Annotated in this window: 18 protein-coding genes; 5 read left to right on the top strand and 13 right to left on the bottom strand. The window is 35.9% G+C overall.

From position 1 onward, the window contains the following. Positions 1-2: 2 nt before the first annotated feature. The 12 genes from glyS to secB all read right to left on the bottom strand — a co-directional run bounded on the left by glyS (position 3) and on the right by secB (position 17,202). On the bottom strand, positions 3-2,096 hold the full coding sequence (glyS, locus tag OOK84_RS05135) for a glycine--tRNA ligase subunit beta (protein WP_253307314.1): 2,094 nt from the start codon (positions 2,094-2,096) through the stop codon (positions 3-5). A gap of 3 nt (positions 2,097-2,099) precedes the next feature. Continuing rightward, positions 2,100-2,939, bottom strand: a complete 840-nt coding sequence (locus OOK84_RS05130; RefSeq protein ID WP_253307313.1) for a glycine--tRNA ligase subunit alpha — start codon at positions 2,937-2,939, stop codon at positions 2,100-2,102. 44 nt (positions 2,940-2,983) lie between these two features. Beyond that, a complete protein-coding gene (locus OOK84_RS05125) occupies positions 2,984-3,742 on the bottom strand; it encodes a phosphatidylglycerophosphatase (RefSeq protein ID WP_253307312.1) in 759 nt (252 codons plus the stop codon). A gap of 137 nt (positions 3,743-3,879) precedes the next feature. Continuing rightward, complete coding sequence (hemB, locus tag OOK84_RS05120; protein WP_264731371.1) at positions 3,880-4,884, bottom strand: porphobilinogen synthase; 1,005 nt, start codon at positions 4,882-4,884, stop codon at positions 3,880-3,882. Beyond that, on the bottom strand, positions 4,877-5,902 hold the full coding sequence (gene nuoH / locus OOK84_RS05115) for an NADH-quinone oxidoreductase subunit NuoH (protein WP_264687804.1): 1,026 nt from the start codon (positions 5,900-5,902) through the stop codon (positions 4,877-4,879). Before nuoH ends, hemB begins: the two co-directional genes overlap by 8 nt. Next, positions 5,886-7,934, bottom strand: coding sequence for an NADH-quinone oxidoreductase subunit NuoG (gene nuoG, locus OOK84_RS05110; RefSeq protein WP_264731369.1), 2,049 nt, complete (start codon positions 7,932-7,934; stop codon positions 5,886-5,888). The genes nuoH and nuoG overlap by 17 nt, the downstream gene beginning before the upstream one ends. A 5-nt stretch (positions 7,935-7,939) precedes the next feature. After that, positions 7,940-8,152 carry a hypothetical protein gene (locus tag OOK84_RS05105; protein WP_006015760.1) on the bottom strand — a complete coding sequence of 71 codons (213 nt, stop codon included), beginning with the start codon at positions 8,150-8,152 and terminating at the stop codon, positions 7,940-7,942. Positions 8,153-8,397: 245 nt separating this feature from the next. Continuing rightward, entirely contained in the window at positions 8,398-9,900 is a 1,503-nt protein-coding gene (locus OOK84_RS05100; protein ID WP_264732578.1) for a leucyl aminopeptidase, read from the bottom strand. A gap of 96 nt (positions 9,901-9,996) precedes the next feature. Beyond that, positions 9,997-10,647, bottom strand: a complete 651-nt coding sequence (locus tag OOK84_RS05095; RefSeq protein ID WP_264731366.1) for a protocatechuate 3,4-dioxygenase — start codon at positions 10,645-10,647, stop codon at positions 9,997-9,999. A gap of 183 nt (positions 10,648-10,830) precedes the next feature. Beyond that, entirely contained in the window at positions 10,831-13,971 is a 3,141-nt protein-coding gene (gene putA, locus OOK84_RS05090) for a bifunctional proline dehydrogenase/L-glutamate gamma-semialdehyde dehydrogenase PutA (RefSeq protein ID WP_264731364.1), read from the bottom strand. Positions 13,972-14,089: 118 nt separating this feature from the next. Further along, positions 14,090-16,684, bottom strand: coding sequence for an aconitate hydratase AcnA (gene acnA / locus OOK84_RS05085; RefSeq protein ID WP_264731361.1), 2,595 nt, complete (start codon positions 16,682-16,684; stop codon positions 14,090-14,092). 14 nt (positions 16,685-16,698) lie between these two features. Continuing rightward, positions 16,699-17,202 carry a protein-export chaperone SecB gene (gene secB / locus OOK84_RS05080; protein WP_264731359.1) on the bottom strand — a complete coding sequence of 168 codons (504 nt, stop codon included), beginning with the start codon at positions 17,200-17,202 and terminating at the stop codon, positions 16,699-16,701. Positions 17,203-17,366: 164 nt separating this feature from the next. Here secB and OOK84_RS05075 point away from each other — a divergent pair, with 164 nt between their 5' ends. The 5 genes from OOK84_RS05075 to gyrB all read left to right on the top strand — a co-directional run bounded on the left by OOK84_RS05075 (position 17,367) and on the right by gyrB (position 22,244). After that, positions 17,367-18,017: a Tim44/TimA family putative adaptor protein gene (locus OOK84_RS05075; protein ID WP_264731357.1), complete on the top strand. Its 651-nt coding sequence runs from the start codon at positions 17,367-17,369 to the stop codon at positions 18,015-18,017. A 24-nt stretch (positions 18,018-18,041) separates the two neighbouring features. Then, positions 18,042-18,737, top strand: coding sequence for a DNA polymerase III subunit epsilon (gene dnaQ / locus OOK84_RS05070; protein ID WP_264731356.1), 696 nt, complete (start codon positions 18,042-18,044; stop codon positions 18,735-18,737). Between the two features lie 44 nt (positions 18,738-18,781). After that, on the top strand, positions 18,782-19,390 hold the full coding sequence (locus OOK84_RS05065; RefSeq protein WP_253309508.1) for an SCO family protein: 609 nt from the start codon (positions 18,782-18,784) through the stop codon (positions 19,388-19,390). Positions 19,391-19,459: 69 nt separating this feature from the next. Beyond that, positions 19,460-19,690: a hypothetical protein gene (locus tag OOK84_RS05060; RefSeq protein WP_264688326.1), complete on the top strand. Its 231-nt coding sequence runs from the start codon at positions 19,460-19,462 to the stop codon at positions 19,688-19,690. Between the two features lie 166 nt (positions 19,691-19,856). After that, positions 19,857-22,244 (top strand): DNA topoisomerase (ATP-hydrolyzing) subunit B, encoded by a 2,388-nt coding sequence (gyrB, locus tag OOK84_RS05055; protein ID WP_264731354.1) that lies wholly within the window; start codon positions 19,857-19,859, stop codon positions 22,242-22,244. 321 nt (positions 22,245-22,565) lie between these two features. Here gyrB and OOK84_RS05050 read toward each other — a convergent pair whose 3' ends face one another. After that, positions 22,566-22,688: a hypothetical protein gene (locus tag OOK84_RS05050; RefSeq protein ID WP_264731352.1), complete on the bottom strand. Its 123-nt coding sequence runs from the start codon at positions 22,686-22,688 to the stop codon at positions 22,566-22,568. Between the last annotated feature and the right edge of the window lie 31 nt (positions 22,689-22,719).

The following is a 22,719-nucleotide window of genomic DNA, read 5'->3' as shown; positions in this document are numbered from 1 at the left end:
CATTACTTGACTTGTATGAGGTTAAAATCTGCTACTAAATGAAAGACGGAAACTACATTTTCAAGCAAAGATAATCTGTTTCTTCTCAGCTTATCAGAATCACAGTTAATCTTTACACTGTCCATAAACTGATTGATAAACGGAGCAAAACCAGCAAGTTCATCAAGCGCTGCATTAAAGTGGTTATTTTTTATCGCTTGTTTTATGTTTTTACAAGCAGTTATAGCACAATTTGATAGCGCAATTTCTTCATTTTCAATCAAAAATCTCTTACCGTAAGATGCACTATAAGTAGTGCCATCACTTTTCCTTACTTTGCTCATCATGTTACTGACTCTTTTGTAAGTGCTTAGAATCTGTTCACCTTCTGGCGTACTAAGATAACGATCCAATATAACAGTTTGCTTTTCTGCTGTCAGCAGATCATTAATATCGATTTTATATAGTATTGAATCTACGACATCTTGCCTTATATCTCTATTTTTTAAAATAACCTTGAATCTTTCTAAGCAAAATCTAAATACTAGTTCTGAAATTTGTTTTCTATTTGGCTTATCAACTGACGTTGTATTTTCATTAAATAGAAGCCTTGAATATAAAGATACTGACTTATCTATCAATAGCCTAATTGGAATATGCAAATTATTTTCAAGTATTGTTCTAATTATACTAATTGTCATTCTCCGCAAACCAAACTGATCATACGAACCAGAGATTTTCTCACCTGCTGCAATTAAACCAACTAAGCTATCCACTTTGTCTGCAATTGACACAGCAATTGCTGAAGGGGATTTAGGACACTCCTGCTCTGGCCCGATTGGCTTATAGTGTTCAGTTATAGCTTCCACTATTTCTCTATCTTCTTGAAAATAAGAAGCATAATATCCACCCATTACTCCTTGTAATTCTGGAAACTCTCTTACTATCGATGTTGCCAAATCAGCTTTTGCCAAATATGCAGCACGTTCAACTTTTATCAGCGAAGCATGTGGAATAAATATAGCTATATACTTTGACAGAGACGTAATACGCTTCACCTTTTCCCCCACGCTGCCAAGAAAAGCATGAAATAATATCGAACCCAATTTTTTGACATAATGATCCAGATCTTCCTTTTTGTCCTGAGATATCAAAAATTGTGCATCAGCAAGACGTGCTTCTAATATTCTTTCGTGTCCTTTAACAACTTCACCATTGTTGACGTTGACAACAGTGACAAAGTGTGAAATTCTCTTTCCATTACTTAAAGCAAGATATTTTTGCTGCGTATTAATTATACTAAGAATTACTTCCTTCGGTAATCCAAATGACTTTTCTTGATTCACTTCACCAAACAGTACGATTGGCCACTCTATAAGCCCTGTCAATTCATTTAGTAAATAATCATTTTTCTCAAGTTGTAAATTCTGCTCTTTTGTGAATTTATTAATCTGATCTAGTATAAATTGCTTTCTTTTGTCCAGCTGGAGAATTACGCTGTTTTTTTCTAGCAATTCAAAATAGTCTTTAGGTGCTTTAATAGTTAACGTCGCATCACTTGAGAGAAATCGATGGCCATATGTTGTGTTAGATGCTGTGATCCCTGCAAAAGACACAGGTATTATTTCGTCATTTAAAATGCATAAAATGTTTTTAATTGGCCTAACCCACCTTTCTTTTCCTTCGCCCCATCTCATGCTCTTCAACCAAGAAAAGTTTTTGAGCATTTCCTCCAGTTGATTTTTGAGGAATTCTCTGATGTTAAATGAGCAGCTTTCTCTTTTAATGAAGTAAAAATCCTCATTATTTACTTTTCGAACGAGCAAATCTTCTTCATTTTTCTGATATTTTCTTAAAAAACCTTCGATAGCACTTTTTGGTGCGTTAATGTTTGGTCCCTTAACTTCGTTATTGGAATCCTTTAGCTCCAAAGCATTTATGTTGTCAACAAATAGGGTAATGCGACGTGCCGTTACAAAAACCTCCATTGATGTAAATTTTACATTATTTTTGTTAAAAACATTGGCAATACAGCTCTTAACTTGAGTTGCAGCTACATTCTGCATTCTCGATGGTATTTCTTCTGAAAGGCACTCAAATAACAACTGCAACGACATACGCTATTTACTCATGTACAATTCGCAACATTTTTTTGTCAGCTCTCTAACTCTACCAATATGCGCTGTACGTTCATTGACACCAAGCACACCTCTTGCATCAAGCAGATTAAGTAGGTGACTAGTTTTAATACATTGGTCATAAGCTGCAATTGGTAGCTCCTTTTCAATAAGGAACTTACATAATTTTTCCGTATCTTCAAATTGCTGCTGTACCACTTTAGTATCATAATAATCTAACGCTAAATAAGAAAATTCATATTCTCTTTGTTTAAAAATATCTCCGTAAGTTACACCGTTATCGTTCCAAGTTATATCGTAAACATTATCTACACCTTGTATGCACATTGCTAAACGTTCCAACCCATATGCCACCTCACCAGGAATCATCTTGCAGTCAATCCCTCCAACTTGCTGTATATAAGTAAGCTGTGTTACTTCCATTCCATTGCATGTAACTTCCCATCCAAGTCCTGATGCACCAACACTTGGGTTTTCCCAATCATCTTCAACAAACTTAATATCATATTTTTCTGTAGATATGCCAAGAGCTTTTAAGCTATCTAAATAGACGTTTTGTAAATTATTACCAGATGGCTTTATTATAACTTGATATTGGTGATGTTGATACAAGCGATTAGGATTATCACTATAGCGTCCATCTGCTGGCCTAATTACTGGTTGTAGATATGCAATTTTTGTCGGTTTTGTATCAATTGCAGACATAATTGTTGCAGGATGTAATGTACCAGCACCAACTTCAGATGTGTATGGGTGAAGTATAACGCACCCTTCACCAGCCCAAAAATCTTGCAACTCTTTTATTATACTTTGTAAATTCACACAAATTGCACACTTTTTATACTAAATATATAAATAAATAAGTACTATTCAATATTTATTTTTTTTGCAGCACTATGTAAATAATCACCTAAAACTGCTGAACTTTCCCTCACATACTGAATTATGCTTTTATTTAGGACAATTGCATCATGCATAGTTAAATCGCAGAATATAAATGCTGTTAAATACAGTAAAATCACCGCATAAAATGTGTGAAAAATCCCCTCAAATGTAATTGAAATTGCATTATTATAGCTGAGTTGTATTGAACTTATTGGCCATGGTTTTATCACTTCTACGACATTAAAAAATACGTAAGGTATCATAAGAAAAAAGAAAAAGTGCATAAAATCATTAAACCAAAATGGGCATTGAAACATCTGCTTACATATACTCCCATAGAGTTTACTTACAGTATAATAAATTGACATTATTGCTGGCATTGAAAGTGCTACAGTCAATACTTGCCCTGACGCTATTTGTATTACTATTTCTTCACCACTGTTTGCTGAAGGGTCCTGAGCATGAAAAATAAATATTCCAATTAATTGTATTACTAACATAACTATTGCCAATTTTGTAAAAACAGCAGCTACAACTATTCCTGAATTTGGCATTTTATATAGTAAATATTCGCCTCCATATGTAAAAATCAATATAACATCGACAATAAATAATATTAAAAAAGAAGACCAATAGTTCTGCCAACCTGGTAAATATCCTATTCCCAAAAAAGAGCTTACTGTTTTGGCAGGAAAAACCTTACCTAGCATCTTTCCCAAAAATTCAAAAAAAATCCCCATGCTCTAAGTAACACTTGGTTTATATTATTTATAATACTGTATTGTAACGGACTTATCAATAACTTAAAACATGTATTGGAAAATTTTAGGTAATATGCAGCAACAGTAGAAGAACATGCGCCAAAAATTTAGTAATTTTATAGGGCTTGTGCACTTAAATTTTTTGCAATATCAAGTGCAGCGTAAGTGAATATTGCACTTGCACCCGCACGTTTGAAACCAATCAAAGATTCATAAATCACCTTGTCATAATTTAGCCAGCCATTATTTGCAGCAGCTTTTATCATTGCGTACTCACCGCTTACTTGGTAAGCAAAAATCGGAAAATTAAACTTATCACTTGCTGTTTTGATAATATCCAAATATGGCATACCTGGTTTCATCATAATAAAATCTGCACCTTCATTTATATCCATTTCAATTTCGCACATTGCTTCGTGCGCATTTTTATAATCCATTTGATAACCACTTTTGTCTATAGAATGTGATAGCCCACATGAACCAACGACTTGCCTGAATGGAGCATAGAAGCTAGAGCAATATTTCACCGCATAAGATAATATTAATACGTCTTGAAAGTTATTATCATCTAATGATTTTCTGATTCTTCCTATTCTACCATCCATCATATCAGAAGGAGCAACTATATCACATCCTGCCTTCGCTAAAGCAAGTGCTTGCTTACACAGTACTGATATAGTTTCATCGTTTTCTACATCCATCTGATTATCTTTTAAAATGCCGTCATGGCCATGAATAGTGTATGGATCCAGTGCAACGTCTGCAATAATACCAATTTCAGGTATCTTTAATTTTACAGCACGGATTGCTTTGCAGATTAAGTTGTCAGAATTATATGCTCCCTCAGCGTTTTCAGATTTTAGTTTACTATCAACTACAGGAAAAATTGCAACAGCATTAATTCCTAAATCTTTAGCTTCCTTAACTATAGACACTAATCCATCTATTGAATAACACTTTACGCCTGGTAAGCCAGAAATTGGTTCAGTTGTTTCTTTTCTGTCGTGAACAAACAGAGGAAGAACCAGATCATTTACTGATAGACTATTTTCACTTGTTAAATTGCGAACCCATTTGCTCGAGCGCCTGCGCCTTAATCTTGTATTTGGAAAATTAAACATTGGACCCAGGTAAATTCCCAGTAAAGAGCAACACTCCTGAAATGAGTACCACCCAAAGCACCGATATTGGCAGAAACACTTTCCAACCAAGACGCATTAGCTGATCATATCGATAACGAGGTATTGTTGCTCTAATCCAAATAAATACGAACAAAAGTATAACTATCTTCAAAACGAACCAAATCAAACCTGGAATTTTGTAAAGTAAACTGAACTCCAGCGGCGGATACCATCCTCCTAGAAAGAATATCGTCATCATAGCACTTGCTAGAATCATATTTGCATATTCTCCAAGAAAAAAGAGGGCAAAAGGCATGGATGAATATTCAACGTTATATCCAGAGACAAGCTCTGCTTCAGCTTCTGGTAAATCAAATGGGTGACGATTAGTTTCTGCAAGCAAAGAAATAAAAAATATTATTCCTATAGGCATTAGTAGCAAATCAACCCAAAATGGCATGTTGTGTTTCGCTACTACCATCTCTCCAAGGTTCAACGTACCAGTTGTAACAACAACTGTAGCAACTATTAAGCCTATTGAAACTTCATATGAAATCATCTGAGCAGCCGACCGTATAGCGCCAAGAAATGCATAATTAGAATTGCTTGACCAGCCTGCAATAATTACGCCGTATACTCCCAGCGACGATATAGCTAGCACATAAAGCACTCCAACATTAATATTTGCTATAACCTTAGGAATCACTACTTGCTGGCCATTTTCTACAATTACTTCAGCACCAAACGGTATAACTGCCCAGGCAATTAATGCCAAGATAAAGGTAAGCATTGGGGCCATAATGAACAGTATGGTGCTCGCTCTAAATGGTATTATCGGCTCTTTAATCAGTAGCTTAATAGCATCTGCAAATGGCTGCAATAGCCCAAAAGGTCCAACTACACTTGGGCCGTGTCTCAGTTGAATTGCACCAATAACCTTACGCTCAAAGTATACCAAGTACGCAACTGAAAGTAGTAGCGGTACTAAAATAAATAAAATATTAACTAGCGTGTTCATAAAAAGCTTTAGTACAATCTGCCATTATTTTTGAAGCGCGACTTATTGAATCCGTCATATAAAAATTACACTCCTTTAAAGTGAAAGGTGTATTACTTAAGCTTATCCCATCATTGCTAATTGGCACCCATGTGTTTTTTACCACTTGATCGGCATTTCTAAACTGTGGACCGATAGTATCTAATTTTTTTCTCACATCAAATAAACTATCATACGGTAAAGAAAGGTCTAAATATTGTGAAAGATTTTTAATAATTAACCAATCCTCCTTTGCTTCACCTGGAGGAAATACAGCTAAATTTGTTCTTTGCACTCGACCTTCAGTATTCACATAAGTTGCATGTTTTTCTGTATATGCAGCACCAGGCAAGATAACATCTGCCACATGTGCACCCTTATCACCGTGATGACCTTGATAAATTACAAATGTATTTTCTAATTTTGATGTATCAATTTCATCTGCACCAAGAAGATAAACCACTTCTATGTCACCACTTTCTGCATTTTCCAGTATCTGATTAGTGTCTTTTCCACCTTTTTCAGGAACAAACTCAACGTCCAGACCACCGACTCTTGCTGCAGCTTTATGCAGCACATTAAAGCCATTCCAGTCATCTCTGACCATGTTAAATTTTTCTGCAATTTTGCCAGCTAGAACTAGAACTGATTCAGAATCATCTCTTACTAATGAATCTTGACCAATGATCAGCATAGGGTTTTGAGCAACTACCAGCAGCTCACAGAATTTATGATTTCCATTTGCTATTTCACTCAAAATATCAGGATTATCGCCCAATTTCTCAACATGATACAAATATTCAATGTTAGGACCAACACTTGCAATAGGAAAGTTGCCCTGTAAATATCTCTTTCTCAATCTTACATTAATGATCGGTGCTTCTATCCTTGGATTTGTATTTATAAGCAGACACAAATCTGCATTCTCTATACCCTGGGTAGTGGTATTGAACACATAAGATCCGCGATTACTTGGTATAAGCTTTGCACCATCTTGCCTGCAGTCTATATTCCCCGAGCCGAGCTTCTGCATCACTTCTTTGAGTAGAAGCATAGACTCACAATCTGCTAAATCACCTGCAATTGCAGCTATTTTATTTGATTTTGTATTCTTTAATTTCTTTGCAGCAATAGTTAATGCTTCATTCCAATCAACTGGGGCTAATTTACCATCTTTTTTTACATAAGGTTGATCAAGACGCTGAACTTTTAGTCCATCATAGGCAAAGCGGGTTTTATCTGATATCCATTCTTCATTTACCTCTTCGCTCAGTCTTGGTAATATTCGCATAACTTCCAGGCCACGATAATCAACTCTAATGCTACTTCCCACAGCATCTAGCACATCTATAGTCTCACAATGTGATAGCTCCCATGGACGCGCTGTAAAGGAGTAAGGCTTTGAAGTTAAAGCCCCTACCGGGCAGAGATCTATGATGTTTCCAGATAATTCAGAACTAATATGCCTTTTTATGTAAGTGCTAATCTCTACATTTTCTCCCCTTCCGATTCCTCCAAGTTCATTTGTACCTGCAACATCAGACAAAAATCTAACACACCGAGTGCAATGAATGCATCGATTCGTCGCAGTCTCAATCAGTGGTCCGAAGTGTTTTTTTGGCACAGCCCTCTTATGCTCATCAAGTCTGCTGGTTCCTTTCCCATAAGCCATCGTGATATCTTGCAAATCGCATTCACCACCTTGATCGCAAATTGGGCAATCAAGCGGGTGGTTAATTAGCAAAAACTCAAGCACACCTTCACGTGCTTTTTTAACCTTAGGGGTATCAGTGTGAATAACCATCCCTTCTGCAACTGGCATTGCACAAGAGGCTACTGGTTTTGGAGGCCCACCCTCAACTTCAACCAAACACATTCTGCAGTTACCAGCAATTGCTAAACGCTCATGATAACAAAAACGTGGAATTTCAACGCCCACGACTTCACAAGCTTGAATTATAGTGAGCCCATGCTCTACTTCACATTCCTTAGAATTAATAGTAACTTTAACCACAACTATTATACAGCTTCCCACTTTATAGGATTGCCGCTTACCTCATCTTCAACCAGATTGCCGTTGTCATATTGAGCAGACATATAATTCATGCGCGAGTCACGATCTATATATCTAACAGGTTTTACCGGTTTATCTTTATACATTTTTTGCTCGGCCTTCTTACGCTGAGTAGGGTTATTTTTACTAGCTGTCTTTGCTTTCCCACCTACTGCCATATAAACTCCTAAAAACTTTTCATTCTATTTTAACACTTAAGTATATAGCGTCAATATTTAATAACTTTAAAATTTCAATAGATCTCTTATTATAATCATTGTTTAAATAAAAAGTTACTCCTTGATATCATTCCAGTGCTTGACCAGAAAAAAAGAAATATGCATCAGCTACTTTCATTTGCTGCGCCTCGAAAATAAACGTTCATGTAGCTGTGAGTCAAGCCATAAATCCAGTATAAAGACCTTTAATCATTGGCTTCGTAGTACTTTTTAACCAACTTATTAAGTAACCTTACACCAAAACCTACTGCTCCTCTTGGACAAATGTCAGTACCTTTTTCGTACCAAGCAGTGCCTGCGATATCTAAATGTGCCCAGCAAGTTTCATTCACAAAACGCTGTAAAAACTGTGCAGCCATTATGCTATCTCCACCAGAGCCTGCAGGAGCGATGTTTTGAACATCAGCAATCGGTGAATCAATAATTTTGTCATAAGTTTCATTCATAGGAAAACGCCATAACTTCTCACTTACTTCATTTCCTGCATCAATCAGACGGTTTGCTAATTCATCATTATTTGAAAAAAGACCAGCATATTCGTTATTTCCAAGTGCAACCACTATAGCACCAGTTAAAGTTGCAAGATCAATCATAAATTTTGGTGAGAATCTGTCTTGCGTATACCATAAAGCATCTGCAAGTATGAGCCTTCCTTCTGCATCGGTGTTCAACACTTCTATCGTCTGTCCAGACATTGAAGTTACTACATCACTCGGCCTTTGAGCATTACCACCAACTGCATTCTCTGCAAGTGCAACCACGCCGATTGCATTTACTTTTGCTTTTCGTCCTGCTAAAGCATGCATCACCCCAACTACAGCAGCAGAGCCTGCCATGTCATATTTCATCGACTCCATACCACGTGAAGGTTTGAGTGATACTCCACCAGTGTCAAACGTTATACCTTTACCAACAAAAGCTATTGGCTTTTGTTCTTTAGAAGCCCCATTCCATTTTATCACTACTAATTTTGGTTCTTTACTACTTCCTTGTGCGACTCCAAGCAAGGCTCCCATTTTTTTCTCTTCCATCTGCTTTTTATCAAGCACTTCGATTTCAAGACCAAGCTTAGTAAGCTCTTTTTTTATATGATCAGCATAGGATTCTGGATATAGAATGTTAGGAGGCTCTGTTATAAAAGAGCGCGCAAGGAATATACTCTCACCTTCTTGCCTTAAGTGCTCAAATGATCTTTCAGCATTACTTAATTGCTCATCTTTTACTAATACGGTAATTTCCTCTACCTCTGTAATTTTCTCATCCTTTTTAGTTTTATACTTATCAAACTTAAAACTACGCAGAAACGCACCATATGCAACATTTGCTGCACTACCTTCGATTAAAATCGCTGCTTTCTTAATTTTTAATCTGCTTAGCTCACAATATATTTTACCACCAATATTTAATTCTTTATTTTCATTCCATTCATCCTTCTTACCAAGTCCAACAACTACAACGTTTTTTCCTTCTGGTAAAATGGTAGAAGAAAATTCACCAAAGCTTCCATTAAAATCGCTAAATTGCTTTATATTATCTATGATCTGTTTTCCTTGCAAAACTCCGCCATCATTTACGGTTTCGTTGTCCTCAAATAAACCCATTACTATTGTTTTAAAATCGGGCGAAATTTTAGAAATTGTTATTTTCATTGCTGGCATCTCCGTTGCAAATAATTGTAAACTGTACATAAAACATAGCAAAAACATCAGTAAGATATTTTTCATATACATCCTAAGTACAATAACATTTAAGTTTACTATGGACTACCTTACATGCAAGGGTTTTTATCTTTTATTAGAGAACTTATTATATCCACCCAAGGTAATGTTAAACGTATAGGTTTTTATGACCTGATCACTGTAAGTAAATGGTGTTATGAGAAGGCTTGCAAGACCATTACTAACAAAATCTCCAATAACAGGATCAGCACAATTATCGCAATTATGGTCAGCAAAAAACATTTGCGTTGTGAATTCTGGAAAATCTGGATGTTGAACTAGAAAGTTAATATGTGGAGCTCTCTCACCAATTTTACCAGGTGCTATCGTAATAAAATTATAATAGCCAAGATTATTCACTACAAACCTTCCTGATCCAGCAAAATTCGGATCGAGTTGATTATCCTCTATATTCTCATCGTAATGGTTCACGCCGCGTGAATTCGCGTGCCATATAGAAACTACAGCATTTTGTATTGGTAAACAGTTTATATCAGTAATTCTACCCACTATGTGTATTAATTCTCCTATTGCACTATTTGGAGAACCAGCTTTCCTTCTTAAATTGTTTGAAGAGCTAAAATTTTTTGGCCTTGCATCAAGGTCATATATTTCTGGAGTTTCAATGCAGTTGAGCAAAACAGGATCAGCTGCAAATAGCGGCAAACTGAATACCGTTTGTACTAAAAGCGCTAATAAGATATTTTTCACATTCATTTCATTTATAATGCTTTTATTCAGATTATAGCAGCTTTTTTCTTTTGTTTAAAGATAAGACTTCCTTTGGAGCCGCTTTATTTCAGTGCATAAGCTGGTCCTTTTCGGATCTTAGCGCTGTGTACATAACTGCACGAACGTCTAGCTTAGGGGTAAGATAGGAGAAAAATTAGGGCCCGCAAATTAATCCAAACACATAAGTGTAGTGTTACCACCGAATGCTGTAGTGTTAACACTTACAACTTTTTCTGTAGAAAAACGCTGTAAATAATGAGGACCACCAGCTTTTGGCCCGGTGCCAGATAGTCCTCTACCACCAAATGGTTGTATCCCAACTGCTGCACCTATCTGGTTACGGTTGATGTAGACATTTCCAACTGATATTTTTTTGCTTATTAAATCGATCTGATTTTGTATACGGCTCTGCAAAGAAAATGTAAGCCCATATCCTGTATTGTTTATATCACTTATAACTTCATTTAATTGTGACTTGTTAAAACGTATGATATGCAAAATAGGACCAAATACTTCTTGCTTTAATTGCGAAATTTTTTGTATCTCATAAATATATGGAGGAAAGAAATAACCATTATGAGAATTTGTATCCATGGGTACTTTAAATAACAGATTTGAATCTTCGTCCTCTGACATTTTTTGCGTATGTTGAGTTAGCATATCGATAGATGCTTTGTCAATTATTGGACCAATATCAGTACTAAGTTGTATTGGGTCACCAATCTTGAGTTCTTGCGCTGCACCACATATCATTTTTATCTGCTTCTCTGCTATGTCCTCTTGAATAAACAGCACTCTAAGTGCAGAACAGCGTTGGCCGGCACTGCGAAACGCAGAAAGTACAACATCTGTAGTCACTTGCTCTAAGAGAGCGGAGCTATCAACAATCATAGCATTGAGCCCTCCTGTTTCAGCAATAAGCGGTACAATAGGACCATCCCTATCCGCAAGCATTTTATTAATTATTTGAGCAGTTTGTGTTGAGCCAGTAAAAGCTACTCCAGCAATTCTATTGTCTGGAACTAATATTTTGCCTAAATATCCACCATCCCCAGGAATGAGGTGTAACACATTTTTTGGTATCCCAGCTTCATGTAGTATCTTAACAGCTTCGTAGGCAATAATCGGCGTTTGCTCTGCCGGTTTTGCCAGCACCGCATTACCTGCTGCAAGTGCAGCTGAAACCTGCCCAATGAAGATAGCAAGTGGAAAATTCCATGGTGATATACACAGGAAAACTCCTCTGCCTTCAAAAAAGATGAAGTTATCTTCACCCGTTGGACCTGGCAATTTTTTCCAGTCGCTCAGTTCATTTTTTGCTATCGTTGCGTAGTAACGTAAGAAATCCACTGCCTCTCTTACTTCCGCTATTGCATCAGATAAAATTTTTCCTGCTTCTACGATCAGAATGTAAATCAACTCTTTCATCCTTTCTTCAAGCAAATCTGCAGCTTTTTCAAGGCATTTAGCGCGCTTTTCTGCTGAAACATTCTGCCATTCAGTAAAAGCATTATGTGCTATTTCAAGAGCGTTTAAAACTTGAGCACTTGTTGTATTTGACACTTCTCCAATTACATTTTCTAAATGTGCAGGATTCACCACTTCAGTAAATTTGGCATCATCAAAAAGTGACTGTCCGTCAATTATCGGCCCAACTTGCCATTTTTTTTCACTAAAGCTCTTTATATCATCTGCAAATTGTGAGACTATCACCGAGTCACTAATATCCATTCCCAAAGAATTTTTTCTTTCTGGTCCCAAAATATCTTGTGGTAACGGAATGCCTGGATGAGGTTCATAATTAAAATTTATAGCTTTTTCCAGTGGATCTGAAATTAACTCATCAATTTTAACGTTAGAATCATTTATTTGATTAACAAATGAACTATTAGCTCCATTTTCAAGAAGGCATCTTATAAGATAAGGCAACAAGTCACTATGTTCCCCAACGGGTGCGTAGACACGACAGCTAACATTTGTTGCAAGCTCTGACATTGCATAATCATATAAGTCTTTTGCCATTCCATGTAAGCGTTGAAATTCAAATCCAGGGTGGTTTTTATCAGCAAGTTCCATGATAGAAGCAAAAGTATAGGCGTTATGAGTTCCAAAGCATGGGTAAAAGCTGTTTGGTTTACTCAAAAGTTTCTGTGCGCACGCGAGGTAAGATACGTCAGTATAGCTTTTTCTTGTAAATACTGAGTAATCATTTAATCCCAATTCTTGCGTACGCTTGATTTCTGAATCCCAATATGCACCTTTTACAAGTCTGACCATAATTTTATGATTTGATCGAATAGCAACATCCTCTACAAAGTCAAGAACAGACAAAGCACGTTTTTGATATGCTTGTACAGCCAAGCCAAGCCCTTCCCACTCAGAAAGTGATTCATCAAGCCGTAATTGTTCAAACAAGATTAAGGACATTTCAAGCCTTTCTGTTTCTTCTGCATCTATGCATAATGAAATGTTGTATTTTTTTGCTTCATGACAAAGCTCTAGCAGTTTAGCTCTCAACTCTTCAGCTATATTATCGAATTGACCAAATTCATAACGTGGATGTAACGCAGACAATTTGATTGAAATTCCATGCGATTTAAAACAATCATTTATTTCAGTGGATTCACCTATAGCTTTTATTGAGTGCATGTATGAATTAAAATACTCTTCTGCATCTTCAGCTGTGTGAGCAGCTTCGCCAAGCATATCAAAAGAGTATAAAAACTTACTATTGTCATCTAGTTTTGCATACCTTAAAGCTTCTTCTATGGTTTCTCCAACAACAAAATGATTACCAAGCATAGACATTGCTTGTTTTACTGCTTTGCGAATGATCGGTTCTCCTAAATTCTTAAGTAACTTAGAAATTGCGTAATAGAACTTCGAATCGCCTTCATTATCTCTCAATATACTGCTACCTATCATCAAGCTCCATGTGGAAGCATTGACAAACAACGAAGAAGAGTGCCCTAAATATTTATTCCATTCCTGATTGGCAATTTTATCTTTGATTATTTCGTCTATTGTATAATCATCTGGTATTCTAAGTAGCGATTCAGCAAGGCACATCAATGCTATTCCTTCATCATTGGAAAGCGAGTATTGCTGCATAAAGGAATCTACAATACTTAATTTATTGTGTTTGATTTTTTCAATAACTTGTTTTGCAATATTATAAATTCTACTTTTTGAATCAGCTGAAAGCTCTGCTTTTTCTACAAGATAACGTATATAACTCTTTTCATCAGTACGATAAAATCCTTGTAAACGTTTTCTGAGTTCATTAGGTTCTTGTATAGAGGTAATCATAATTATCTATAAAACACCTTTACTATATGTAAGGTAAAATTATATCATAACTTCGCGTAGAATAAATTATTATTTATAAAAGAGCCAGGGCTGGCTAAAAGAAGTCCATGCAATAACTTTAAAAGGATTGTGCAAGTATGTAGCTTAACACTCCGCCATGCATTAAGTATTTAATCTCAGTTGCGGTTTGTACACAGCATTTGAGTTGAATTGATTGCTTTGAACTATCCTTTCTTTTGATGATACATTCTAAATTTCCACTTGGCACTATTTCACCTTTTATGCTTATTATCTCACTACCATCAAATATCTTTCTGGTTATTCCATTTTGGAATATAAGTGGAAGAACACCCATGCCGACCAAGTTGGACCTATGTATACGCTCAAAGCTTTCTGCAATTACAACTTTAATCCCCAACAATAAAGTACCTTTTGCTGCCCAATCCCTACTTGAACCTGTGCCATACTCCTTTCCTGCCACAATGATGAGAGGAACATTACTTTCTTTGTAGCGCATTGCTGCATCAAAAATCGACATAGTTTCTTGAGAAGGAATATATTTTGTATAGCCGCCTTCGATGCTTACCATTTCATTTTTTATTCTAATGTTAGCAAAAGTCCCACGCATCATTACATTGTGGTTACCACGACGAGACCCATACGAATTAAAGTCCTGTGGCTCAATTCCAAGATTTTTTAAATATATACCTGCAGGACTACTTGAGGCAATATTTCCAGCAGGGGAAATGTGATCAGTGGTTACGCTATCGCCAAACATTGCCAATATTTGTGCACCTTTTATATCGATTGTTTTATCTTTATTATTTTTAGGTGATAAATTATCAAAATAGGGCGGATCTTGTATGTAAGTGCTGTTTGCATCCCAATTATAGATTTCACTTTTTTCACACTTTATCTTTCGCCAATGTTCATCACCAGAAAAAACATCCTTATACTTTTGTATAAACATCTCACGTGTTACCACATTTTTAACACAATCTTCGATTTCATTGTTTGTTGGCCATATATCTTTGAGATAGACATCATTTCCATTCTTATCTTTGCATATTGAATCTTTTGTCAAATCAGTTTGCACAGTACCAGCAAGTGCATATGCAACAACAAGTGGCGGAGATGCCAAGTAATTAGCTTTGACTAACGGATGAATTCTTCCTTCAAAGTTACGATTACCAGATAAAACTGCAGCAACAGTTAAATTTTTGTTTTTAATGCCATCTTCTATATCTTTATTAAGTGGACCAGAATTCCCAATGCAAGTTGTGCAACCATATCCAACTAGATTAAAACCCAAAGCATTTAGATCTACCTGCAATCCAGACTTTTCTAAATATTCTGTTACAACTTGTGACCCTGGAGCAAGAGAAGTTTTAACCCAAGGCTTTGATTTTAATCCAAGTTTAATTGCATTACGAGCTACAAGACCTGCAGCAATCATTACACTTGGATTTGAGGTGTTAGTGCAGCTTGTTATTGCTGCAATAACTACACTTCCATCTTGAAGCTTATCACTTTCCTTTGATTCGTTAACTGAAAATGATTTAGAAAAAGACTCTGCCACTTGTGAAAGAAAAACCTTATCTTGTGGTCTTTTGGGACCAGCCATTACTGGCTTCACGCTTGATAAATCAAGCTCTAGTGTGTCAAAAAATGCTAACTCATTATTGCCACGCCACAATCCTTGCTCTTTCGCATAAGCCTCAACTAGCTTTTCTGGCCTTCCGGTTAAGCTTAAATAATCTAGCGTTTTCTGATCAATTGGAAAAAATCCACAAGTTGCGCCATACTCTGGGGCCATGTTTGCTATAGTTGCCCTATCTGCCAAAGATAAATAATCTAAACCATCACCATAAAATTCTACAAACTTACCAACAACACCCTTTGTTCTTAGGATATTGGTAACCGTCAGCACTAAATCAGTCGCAGTTACTCCTTCCGGCAGTCTGCCAATTAATTTAAATCCAACTACTTCTGGAATCACCATACTAATTGGTTGACCAAGCATCACAGACTCAGCTTCTATGCCTCCAACACCCCAACCAAGGACTGATAACCCGTTAACCATCGTAGTATGGCTATCCGTACCAACCAAAGTATCAGGATACAAAACTCCATCCTTATTACATACAACTTGCGCTAAATACTCAAGATTCACTTGGTGGCAAATTCCAGTACCTGGCGGTACTACTCTAAAATTTGTGAAGGATGATTCTCCCCACTTTAAGAATTGATATCTCTCCAAATTTCTTTTTACTTCTAGCTCAACATTCTTACTGAATGCGGAAACACTTCCATAACTATCTACTTGAACAGAATGGTCGATCACAAGATCAACGGGCACAGACGGATTTATGCTGCTTGGATCGCCTCCATTTTTCTTGACATAACTCAGCATAGAAGCTAAATCGACGACAGCAGGAACCCCTGTAAAATCTTGCATCAACACCCTTGCTGGCTTGTAGCTAATTTCATGATTAGCGTGTTTATTAATGCAACTTGCTAGTATTTTTATATCATCCAGCTTTACGTTTACTCCATCTTCATTGCGCAATAAATTTTCAAGCAGAACCTTAAGTGAGCAGGGCAATTTAGTTACATCTATTCCTAAAAATTCACTAGCACTATTTAGGCTAAAATAGTTGTATGACTTCCCGTCAATGTTTAAAGTCGTTTTTGCGTTTAAAGAATTATTCATCAGGCTACATCATATTAGTTAAAATTGGAATTACTACCGGTACTTCTTTGTTGTTGACTTTGCTGCTCGTACATAGTTTCAAAATCTATAGGATCTAGCATTAGTGGGGGAAATCCACCACTGCTTGTAACTCTTGCAATTATTTCTCTTGCAAAAGGGAAAAGAAAAGTAGGTCCGCCAATAAACAAAGCTTGTCTTACCTCTTCCTCACTCAACTCTTTAAAATTTTCTATTGAAAAAATGCCACAATATTTTGTCTCACAAATGAAAGCTACGCCATCTTTTATACCTTCATCTTTTATCGTTGCTCTGACTTCTATATGTAAAGTAATTTCATGGAAAGATTTTTCTTCATTTACTCCTTCTTTGTTTTCCATTCCTTCTAATTTCGCTGAATTGATATTAACCATTACATTAATATCGGTAGCTTTATTTGAAGAAAGGAATGGCGAATTCGGATTCTCAAACGATAGATCTTTAACATATTGACCGTGAATTCTCATTTTTTGTTGTGGCATTTCTTACGTCTCCTTTAATTAAGTTGAGATATTTAATACTTTCTTATATAATATATTCATTTACAAACGAATAGCAAACCTGATTATAAGTTGATATGAAAAACATATTTTCATTAATAATTAATAATGTTCGGATACTTTATATGCCAAGGAGCTGAGTTACTATGATAGAGCTTGTAATATATACTTTATTAGCGGCGTTCATTTTTTCACGTTTGTATAATTCTTTAGAAAGGTCAGCCAATCTCAATCTAAAAAAGCTAACTAGTGTGTTGGATGTAAGCCGAAGTAAAGAAGATGTAGTAGAAAACATTGAGGGTTACATTGATAGCAACGATGAAAATTCAATAAAAGTTACTTATGAACAAATATTAAAAAAAAACAAAGATTTTTCTATTTCCCACTTTATAGAAGGTTCAAGCATAGCTTTTGAATTAATAATAAAGTATTTCAATCAAGGAAATTTGTCTCAGTTAAAACCACTTCTCGATAAAGACTTATATGATAATTTTGCAGAGAAGATTAAACATCGTAAAGAGGTGCACGAGTCTATAATTGTTTCTATCGTTTCACAAAAGATTTTAGAAATAAAGCTAGTAAAAAACACAGTGTTTATTGCAGTATATTTCCTTTCAGAGCAAATTAACTTTATTAAAGATAGCTCAGAAAATATAATATCAGGTAGCACATCCACCATTAATAAAGTTGAGGATGTATGGCAATTCAAAAAAAATGTTAATTCATCAGACCCAAGCTGGTTGCTTGTTTCTATTAACTATAAAAAGACAAATAACGATAAGACAAATGACAAGTAAGATTAGTTTTATTTAGAGTTAACCATGGAAAGCAAGCTGCGCGAAATAGTACTTGACACTGAAACGACAGGTCTTGACACTGGATCTGGTCATCGAATTATTGAAATAGGGTGTGTGGAATTAATTAATCGTATTCCAACAGGTAAAGTATTCCATCGGTACCTTAACCCAGAAAGAGATATACCTTATCACTCGTTTAAGATTCACGGTATTAGTGAAGAATTTTTAGAAGATAAACCATTATTCTCAGATGTTGCACTTGAATTTCTTGACTTTATATCTAATGATATTTTGGTAATTCACAACGCTGAATTCGATGTTAAGTTCCTTAACATGGAGTTAAGCAAGCTGAATGCTGGGTTAATTTCCTCAGATAGAGTGCTAGATACATTACCTCTTGCGAGGAAAAAATTCGTAGGATCCCCTGGTTCTTTGAATGCATTATGTAAGCGTTTTGATATATCGCTAGAGAATAGAGAATTGCACGGAGCACTAGTTGATGCTCAATTGCTTGCAAAGGTATATGTTGAACTTACAGGAGGGTTACAAACCTTTCTGTTTGATAATGAATGCAATCAGGACAGTAACTCTACATTCGTTCAGCATAAAGTGCGTAATCTAACTCCCAGAGAACATTCACCAAATAGTGAAGAAATTGATGAACATAAGAAACTGTTAGACAAAATTAACAATACACTTTGGGATAAATATATTGAATAGGTTAACCAATAAAGATACAATTTGATTTTACTGAGAGCATTCTAATGGTAAGGTTTATAAGATTGTTATCTAATGTGCTAGCAGCATTAGCAGTTGTTTTTTTAGGTTATTGTTATTTCACTAAAAAAGGCATATTTGCCCCGGCAGCGATTCACAACGCGGAAGTTAAGATAGGCGGAGATTTTTCTTTAATTAATCAGGACGGACAGATTCTGCGCAGTAGTGATTTTAAAGATAAATACATGATGATTTTCTTTGGATTTTCCTCATGTAAAAGAATTTGTCCTATGAACCTTGGGATAATTTCAGAAACACTTGCAAAGTTAGATGAGAAAACTAACAACAAGCTACAAACATTCTTCATCACAGTTGATCCTGAGCGCGATAGCACGGAAAGACTTAAAGAATTTCAGCAGCAATTTGACCATAGAATACAAATGTTAACTGGTGAAAGAGAAAAAATAGACGAAGTAGTTGCGAAATATAAAGTATATGCAAGCAAAGTAGACGGAGAAGAAGAAATCAACCATTCTTCGATAATATATCTTATTGGCCCTGGAGGAAAATATGTTACACACTTTGCAGCTGATTTAAATTCAGACGAAAGTCAATCTGATAAGATTTTGGCTGAGATAAGAAAATACGTAAACTGAATTATAGATTTTTCTGTTAATTAGTCGAGCACGCAACTGCATGAGCATTATGATTTGAGAGCAATCTCCATGGGAAGACATACACAACTGTACGAACGTTGTAGTTTGGGAGCAATTCCCACCAGTGAGGTGTCATCCCAGTGCCCAGACACTGGGATCCAGCTTCTATGCAACTTAATTAAAAACGTTTGTTTTAGCGTAAGACAACTACCTTTAGCTCATCAGCTCAGTTATAAGCAAAATTTCTGGATTCCAGACAGGAATGACATCATCTGTTGTGCAATTTACCTTCAAAAATGAATGTTCGTACAGTTATGGAAGACGCATTGGAATGACACCATTTGCTGTCCTTAAAAAATAAACGTTCGTAAAGTTGTGCTTTTAATGTGGGTTATCAGTTTAAAAATGTTGCTAACTAGTATATCTGGATGTAATATTAATTAACATTCATAAACGAAGCAATCTAATGGAAAATAGTTATAATGCCGATGCAATAAAAATCTTAAGGGGTCTTGATGCTGTAAGGAAACGTCCAGGTATGTACATTGGTGACACTGACGATGGATCTGGCTTGCACCACATGGTATATGAGGTTGTTGACAACGCAATAGATGAATCTTTAGCTGGATATTGTGATAAAATTGAAGTTAGCATAAATAAAGATGGTTCAGTATCTGTAACTGATAATGGTCGTGGCATTCCAACTGACCTTCATGAAGAAGAAGGAATATCAGCAGCAGAGGTAATAATGACTCAACTCCATGCTGGTGGTAAATTTGACAGTAATACCTATAAAGTTTCTGGGGGATTACATGGTGTTGGAATCTCAGTTGTGAATGCATTATCAAGCTGGTTGGAATTAACTATTTGGCGCAATAAGAAAGAACACTTTATGCGCTTTGAAGATGGTGAGTCTATTGAACCTTTAAAGGTAGTCAACGAAAATACAAACAAAAGAGGAACTAAAGTCACGTTCATGCCATCAACAGAGACTTTTAATGGCATTAATTTCAGTTACTCAACGCTTGAAAGTCGTATAAGAGAATTAGCATTTTTAAATTCAAATATCGACATTACTTTACGTGATCTGCGCAATGAACCATATACAGAATCTCATTTCAATCAGAGCAATCAATCTAAAGACAATTTTGGTACAGCGAATTTTGTGCGGTACTTAGATAAGAATAAGACACATGTAACTAAAATTGCCAGTATGAAAGGAGATGCAGAAGATCTTGGCATCAGCTTGGAAATATCGATGGAATGGAATGATTCCTACTATGAACATATGTTATGCTTCACGAATAATATAAGGCAACGAGATGGTGGTACGCATTTGGCAGGATTTAGATCCGCTTTAACCAGATGTATCAATAACTATGCAACTAATGAAGGGTTTTTAAAGAAAGCAAAAGTAAATTTAACTGGAGAGGACGTTAGAGAAGGTTTAACTTGTGTTTTATCTCTCAAGATGCCTGATCCTAAGTTTTCTTCACAAACAAAAGATAAACTAGTTAGTTCTGAAGCGCGTACAGTTGTGGAGAGCATAGTTTCTGATAAATTGAGCACAATCCTTGAAACTGATCCCAAATTGGCAGCAAGTATAGTAGAAAGAGCAATCAGATCAGCAAAAGGAAGAGAAGCCGCAAGAAAAGCACGAGAGTTAGTTAAAAGCAAAAACAATATTGATGTTGCAACTCTGCCAGGAAAGCTTGCTGATTGCCAGGAAAAAGCCCCTGAGTTATCGGAATTATTTATAGTAGAGGGTAATTCAGCAGGTGGTACTGCAAAGCAGGGGCGTAATCGTAAAACACAAGCAGTGCTTGCCTTAAGAGGAAAAATTCTAAACGTAGAACGTGTAAGTTTAGATCGTATTTTTTCATCTGCAGAAATAGGCTCTTTAATTACTGCAATTGGTGCTGGAATAGGGAGTGAACACTTCAATATTGAAAAAGCTAGATATCATAAAATTATCATCATGACAGATGCAGATGTTGATGGTTCACATATAAGAACTTTGATTCTAACTTTCTTTTTTAGACATATGCGTGAAGTTATTGAAAAAGGCTACTTATACATAGCACAGCCACCCCTTTATAAAGTTACAAAGAATGCTAAAGACACTTATATTAAAGATGACGAAACTTTTGAAGAGTATATAATAAACTCAGCAGTTAAAAGATTAACACTAAGTGGTACAGCTACAGAATTTAACGACTTGCGCCTTATTTTGAATAAATGCGTTAGCATTTCTAATATTAGCAAAAATTATGATAGAGAAATACCACAAAATCTCTTAGAGTCATTGCTAATTTTAAGCAAAAAGAATGCTCTATCATCGGCTGATGAGATATTAAAGTATTTAAAATTAATGTACAGTGAATATACTTGGGAAGTAGAAATAAAGGATGAAGAAAAAGAAATTCACATCTCTAAATTATTTCAAGGATTGGCAGACAAATATATATTTGCACTTAGTATGCTTGAAGGCAAAGATATGCAAAACATATTAAGTTTGCTTGATGGTATAAGTAATTTATTTAATGGTGATTCATTTTTAAAGTCACAAGAAACTGAAATAAAAATCACTTCTCCAAGTACGCTTGCAAAAATAATAATAGACTATGGTAAAAAAGGTTTAACTCTGCAGAGATTTAAAGGTCTTGGTGAAATGAATGCTGATCAGCTATGGGATACTACGTTAAATCCTGAGGCTAGAACTTTATTGAAGGTTGAAATAAAAGATTGTGAAGAAGCTGATTCCATATTTTCAATATTAATGGGTGATATAGTTGAACCACGCCGTGACTTTATTAATAGCAATGCACTCAACGTGCATGATGTTGATATTTGAACTTTTAGCAAAATGTACGAACGTTACGGGTTTAAGCAAAAACTGTGTCATTCAAGTAGCTGACACTTGGATCCAGATTGGATACTGAGTTGGTGAGTATAAAAGTATAGCTTCTACGTCATACCGCGATTCATTCGCGGTATCTCAGCCGCTAACAAGTAGCGGGATGACGAGGTTATCGTCATGCCACCGCGAACCGTCATACCGCCGCGGTATCTCACATAGATCCCGCTAACAAGCAGCGGGATGACAGCAATCCTACGTCATACCGCGATTCATTCGCGGTATCTCATCCGCTAACACGTAGCAGGATGACGATTGTCAAGGTGTCATCCGAGTAGCTTGACTACTTGGATCCAGAAAACTTAACTCTACACCAAGTAAATGTACAATAAGAACTAGATTCCAGACTGGAATGACATCATATGGGCACTGGGATGACAAAAAAAGGAGCGCTGACCATTTTCGGTCTCTT

This window comes from Wolbachia endosymbiont (group A) of Sphaerophoria taeniata (assembly GCF_947250735.1).
Taxonomy (GTDB): domain Bacteria; phylum Pseudomonadota; class Alphaproteobacteria; order Rickettsiales; family Anaplasmataceae; genus Wolbachia.
Note: the sequence above shows the minus strand (reverse complement) of the source record. Positions and strands in the feature narration are given on the sequence as shown.

Bases quoted from the DNA above. Each gene is read 5' to 3' on its own strand.
- acnA (WP_264731361.1), bottom strand. From the start codon at position 16,684: ATGAATAATTCTTTAAACGCAAAAACGACTTTAAACATTGACGGGAAG.
- OOK84_RS05060 (WP_264688326.1), top strand. From the start codon at position 19,460: ATGGGAAGACATACACAACTGTACGAACGTTGTAGTTTGGGAGCAATT.
- OOK84_RS05125 (WP_253307312.1), bottom strand. From the start codon at position 3,742: ATGGGGATTTTTTTTGAATTTTTGGGAAAGATGCTAGGTAAGGTTTTT.
- putA (WP_264731364.1), bottom strand. From the start codon at position 13,971: ATGATTACCTCTATACAAGAACCTAATGAACTCAGAAAACGTTTACAA.
- nuoH (WP_264687804.1), bottom strand. From the start codon at position 5,902: ATGAACACGCTAGTTAATATTTTATTTATTTTAGTACCGCTACTACTT.
- dnaQ (WP_264731356.1), top strand. From the start codon at position 18,042: ATGGAAAGCAAGCTGCGCGAAATAGTACTTGACACTGAAACGACAGGT.
- OOK84_RS05105 (WP_006015760.1), bottom strand. From the start codon at position 8,152: ATGGCAGTAGGTGGGAAAGCAAAGACAGCTAGTAAAAATAACCCTACT.
- secB (WP_264731359.1), bottom strand. From the start codon at position 17,202: ATGCCACAACAAAAAATGAGAATTCACGGTCAATATGTTAAAGATCTA.
- OOK84_RS05075 (WP_264731357.1), top strand. From the start codon at position 17,367: ATGATAGAGCTTGTAATATATACTTTATTAGCGGCGTTCATTTTTTCA.
- gyrB (WP_264731354.1), top strand. From the start codon at position 19,857: ATGGAAAATAGTTATAATGCCGATGCAATAAAAATCTTAAGGGGTCTT.
- OOK84_RS05100 (WP_264732578.1), bottom strand. From the start codon at position 9,900: ATGTACAGTTTACAATTATTTGCAACGGAGATGCCAGCAATGAAAATA.
- glyS (WP_253307314.1), bottom strand. From the start codon at position 2,096: ATGTCGTTGCAGTTGTTATTTGAGTGCCTTTCAGAAGAAATACCATCG.
- OOK84_RS05095 (WP_264731366.1), bottom strand. From the start codon at position 10,647: ATGAATGTGAAAAATATCTTATTAGCGCTTTTAGTACAAACGGTATTC.
- hemB (WP_264731371.1), bottom strand. From the start codon at position 4,884: ATGTTTAATTTTCCAAATACAAGATTAAGGCGCAGGCGCTCGAGCAAA.
- OOK84_RS05065 (WP_253309508.1), top strand. From the start codon at position 18,782: ATGGTAAGGTTTATAAGATTGTTATCTAATGTGCTAGCAGCATTAGCA.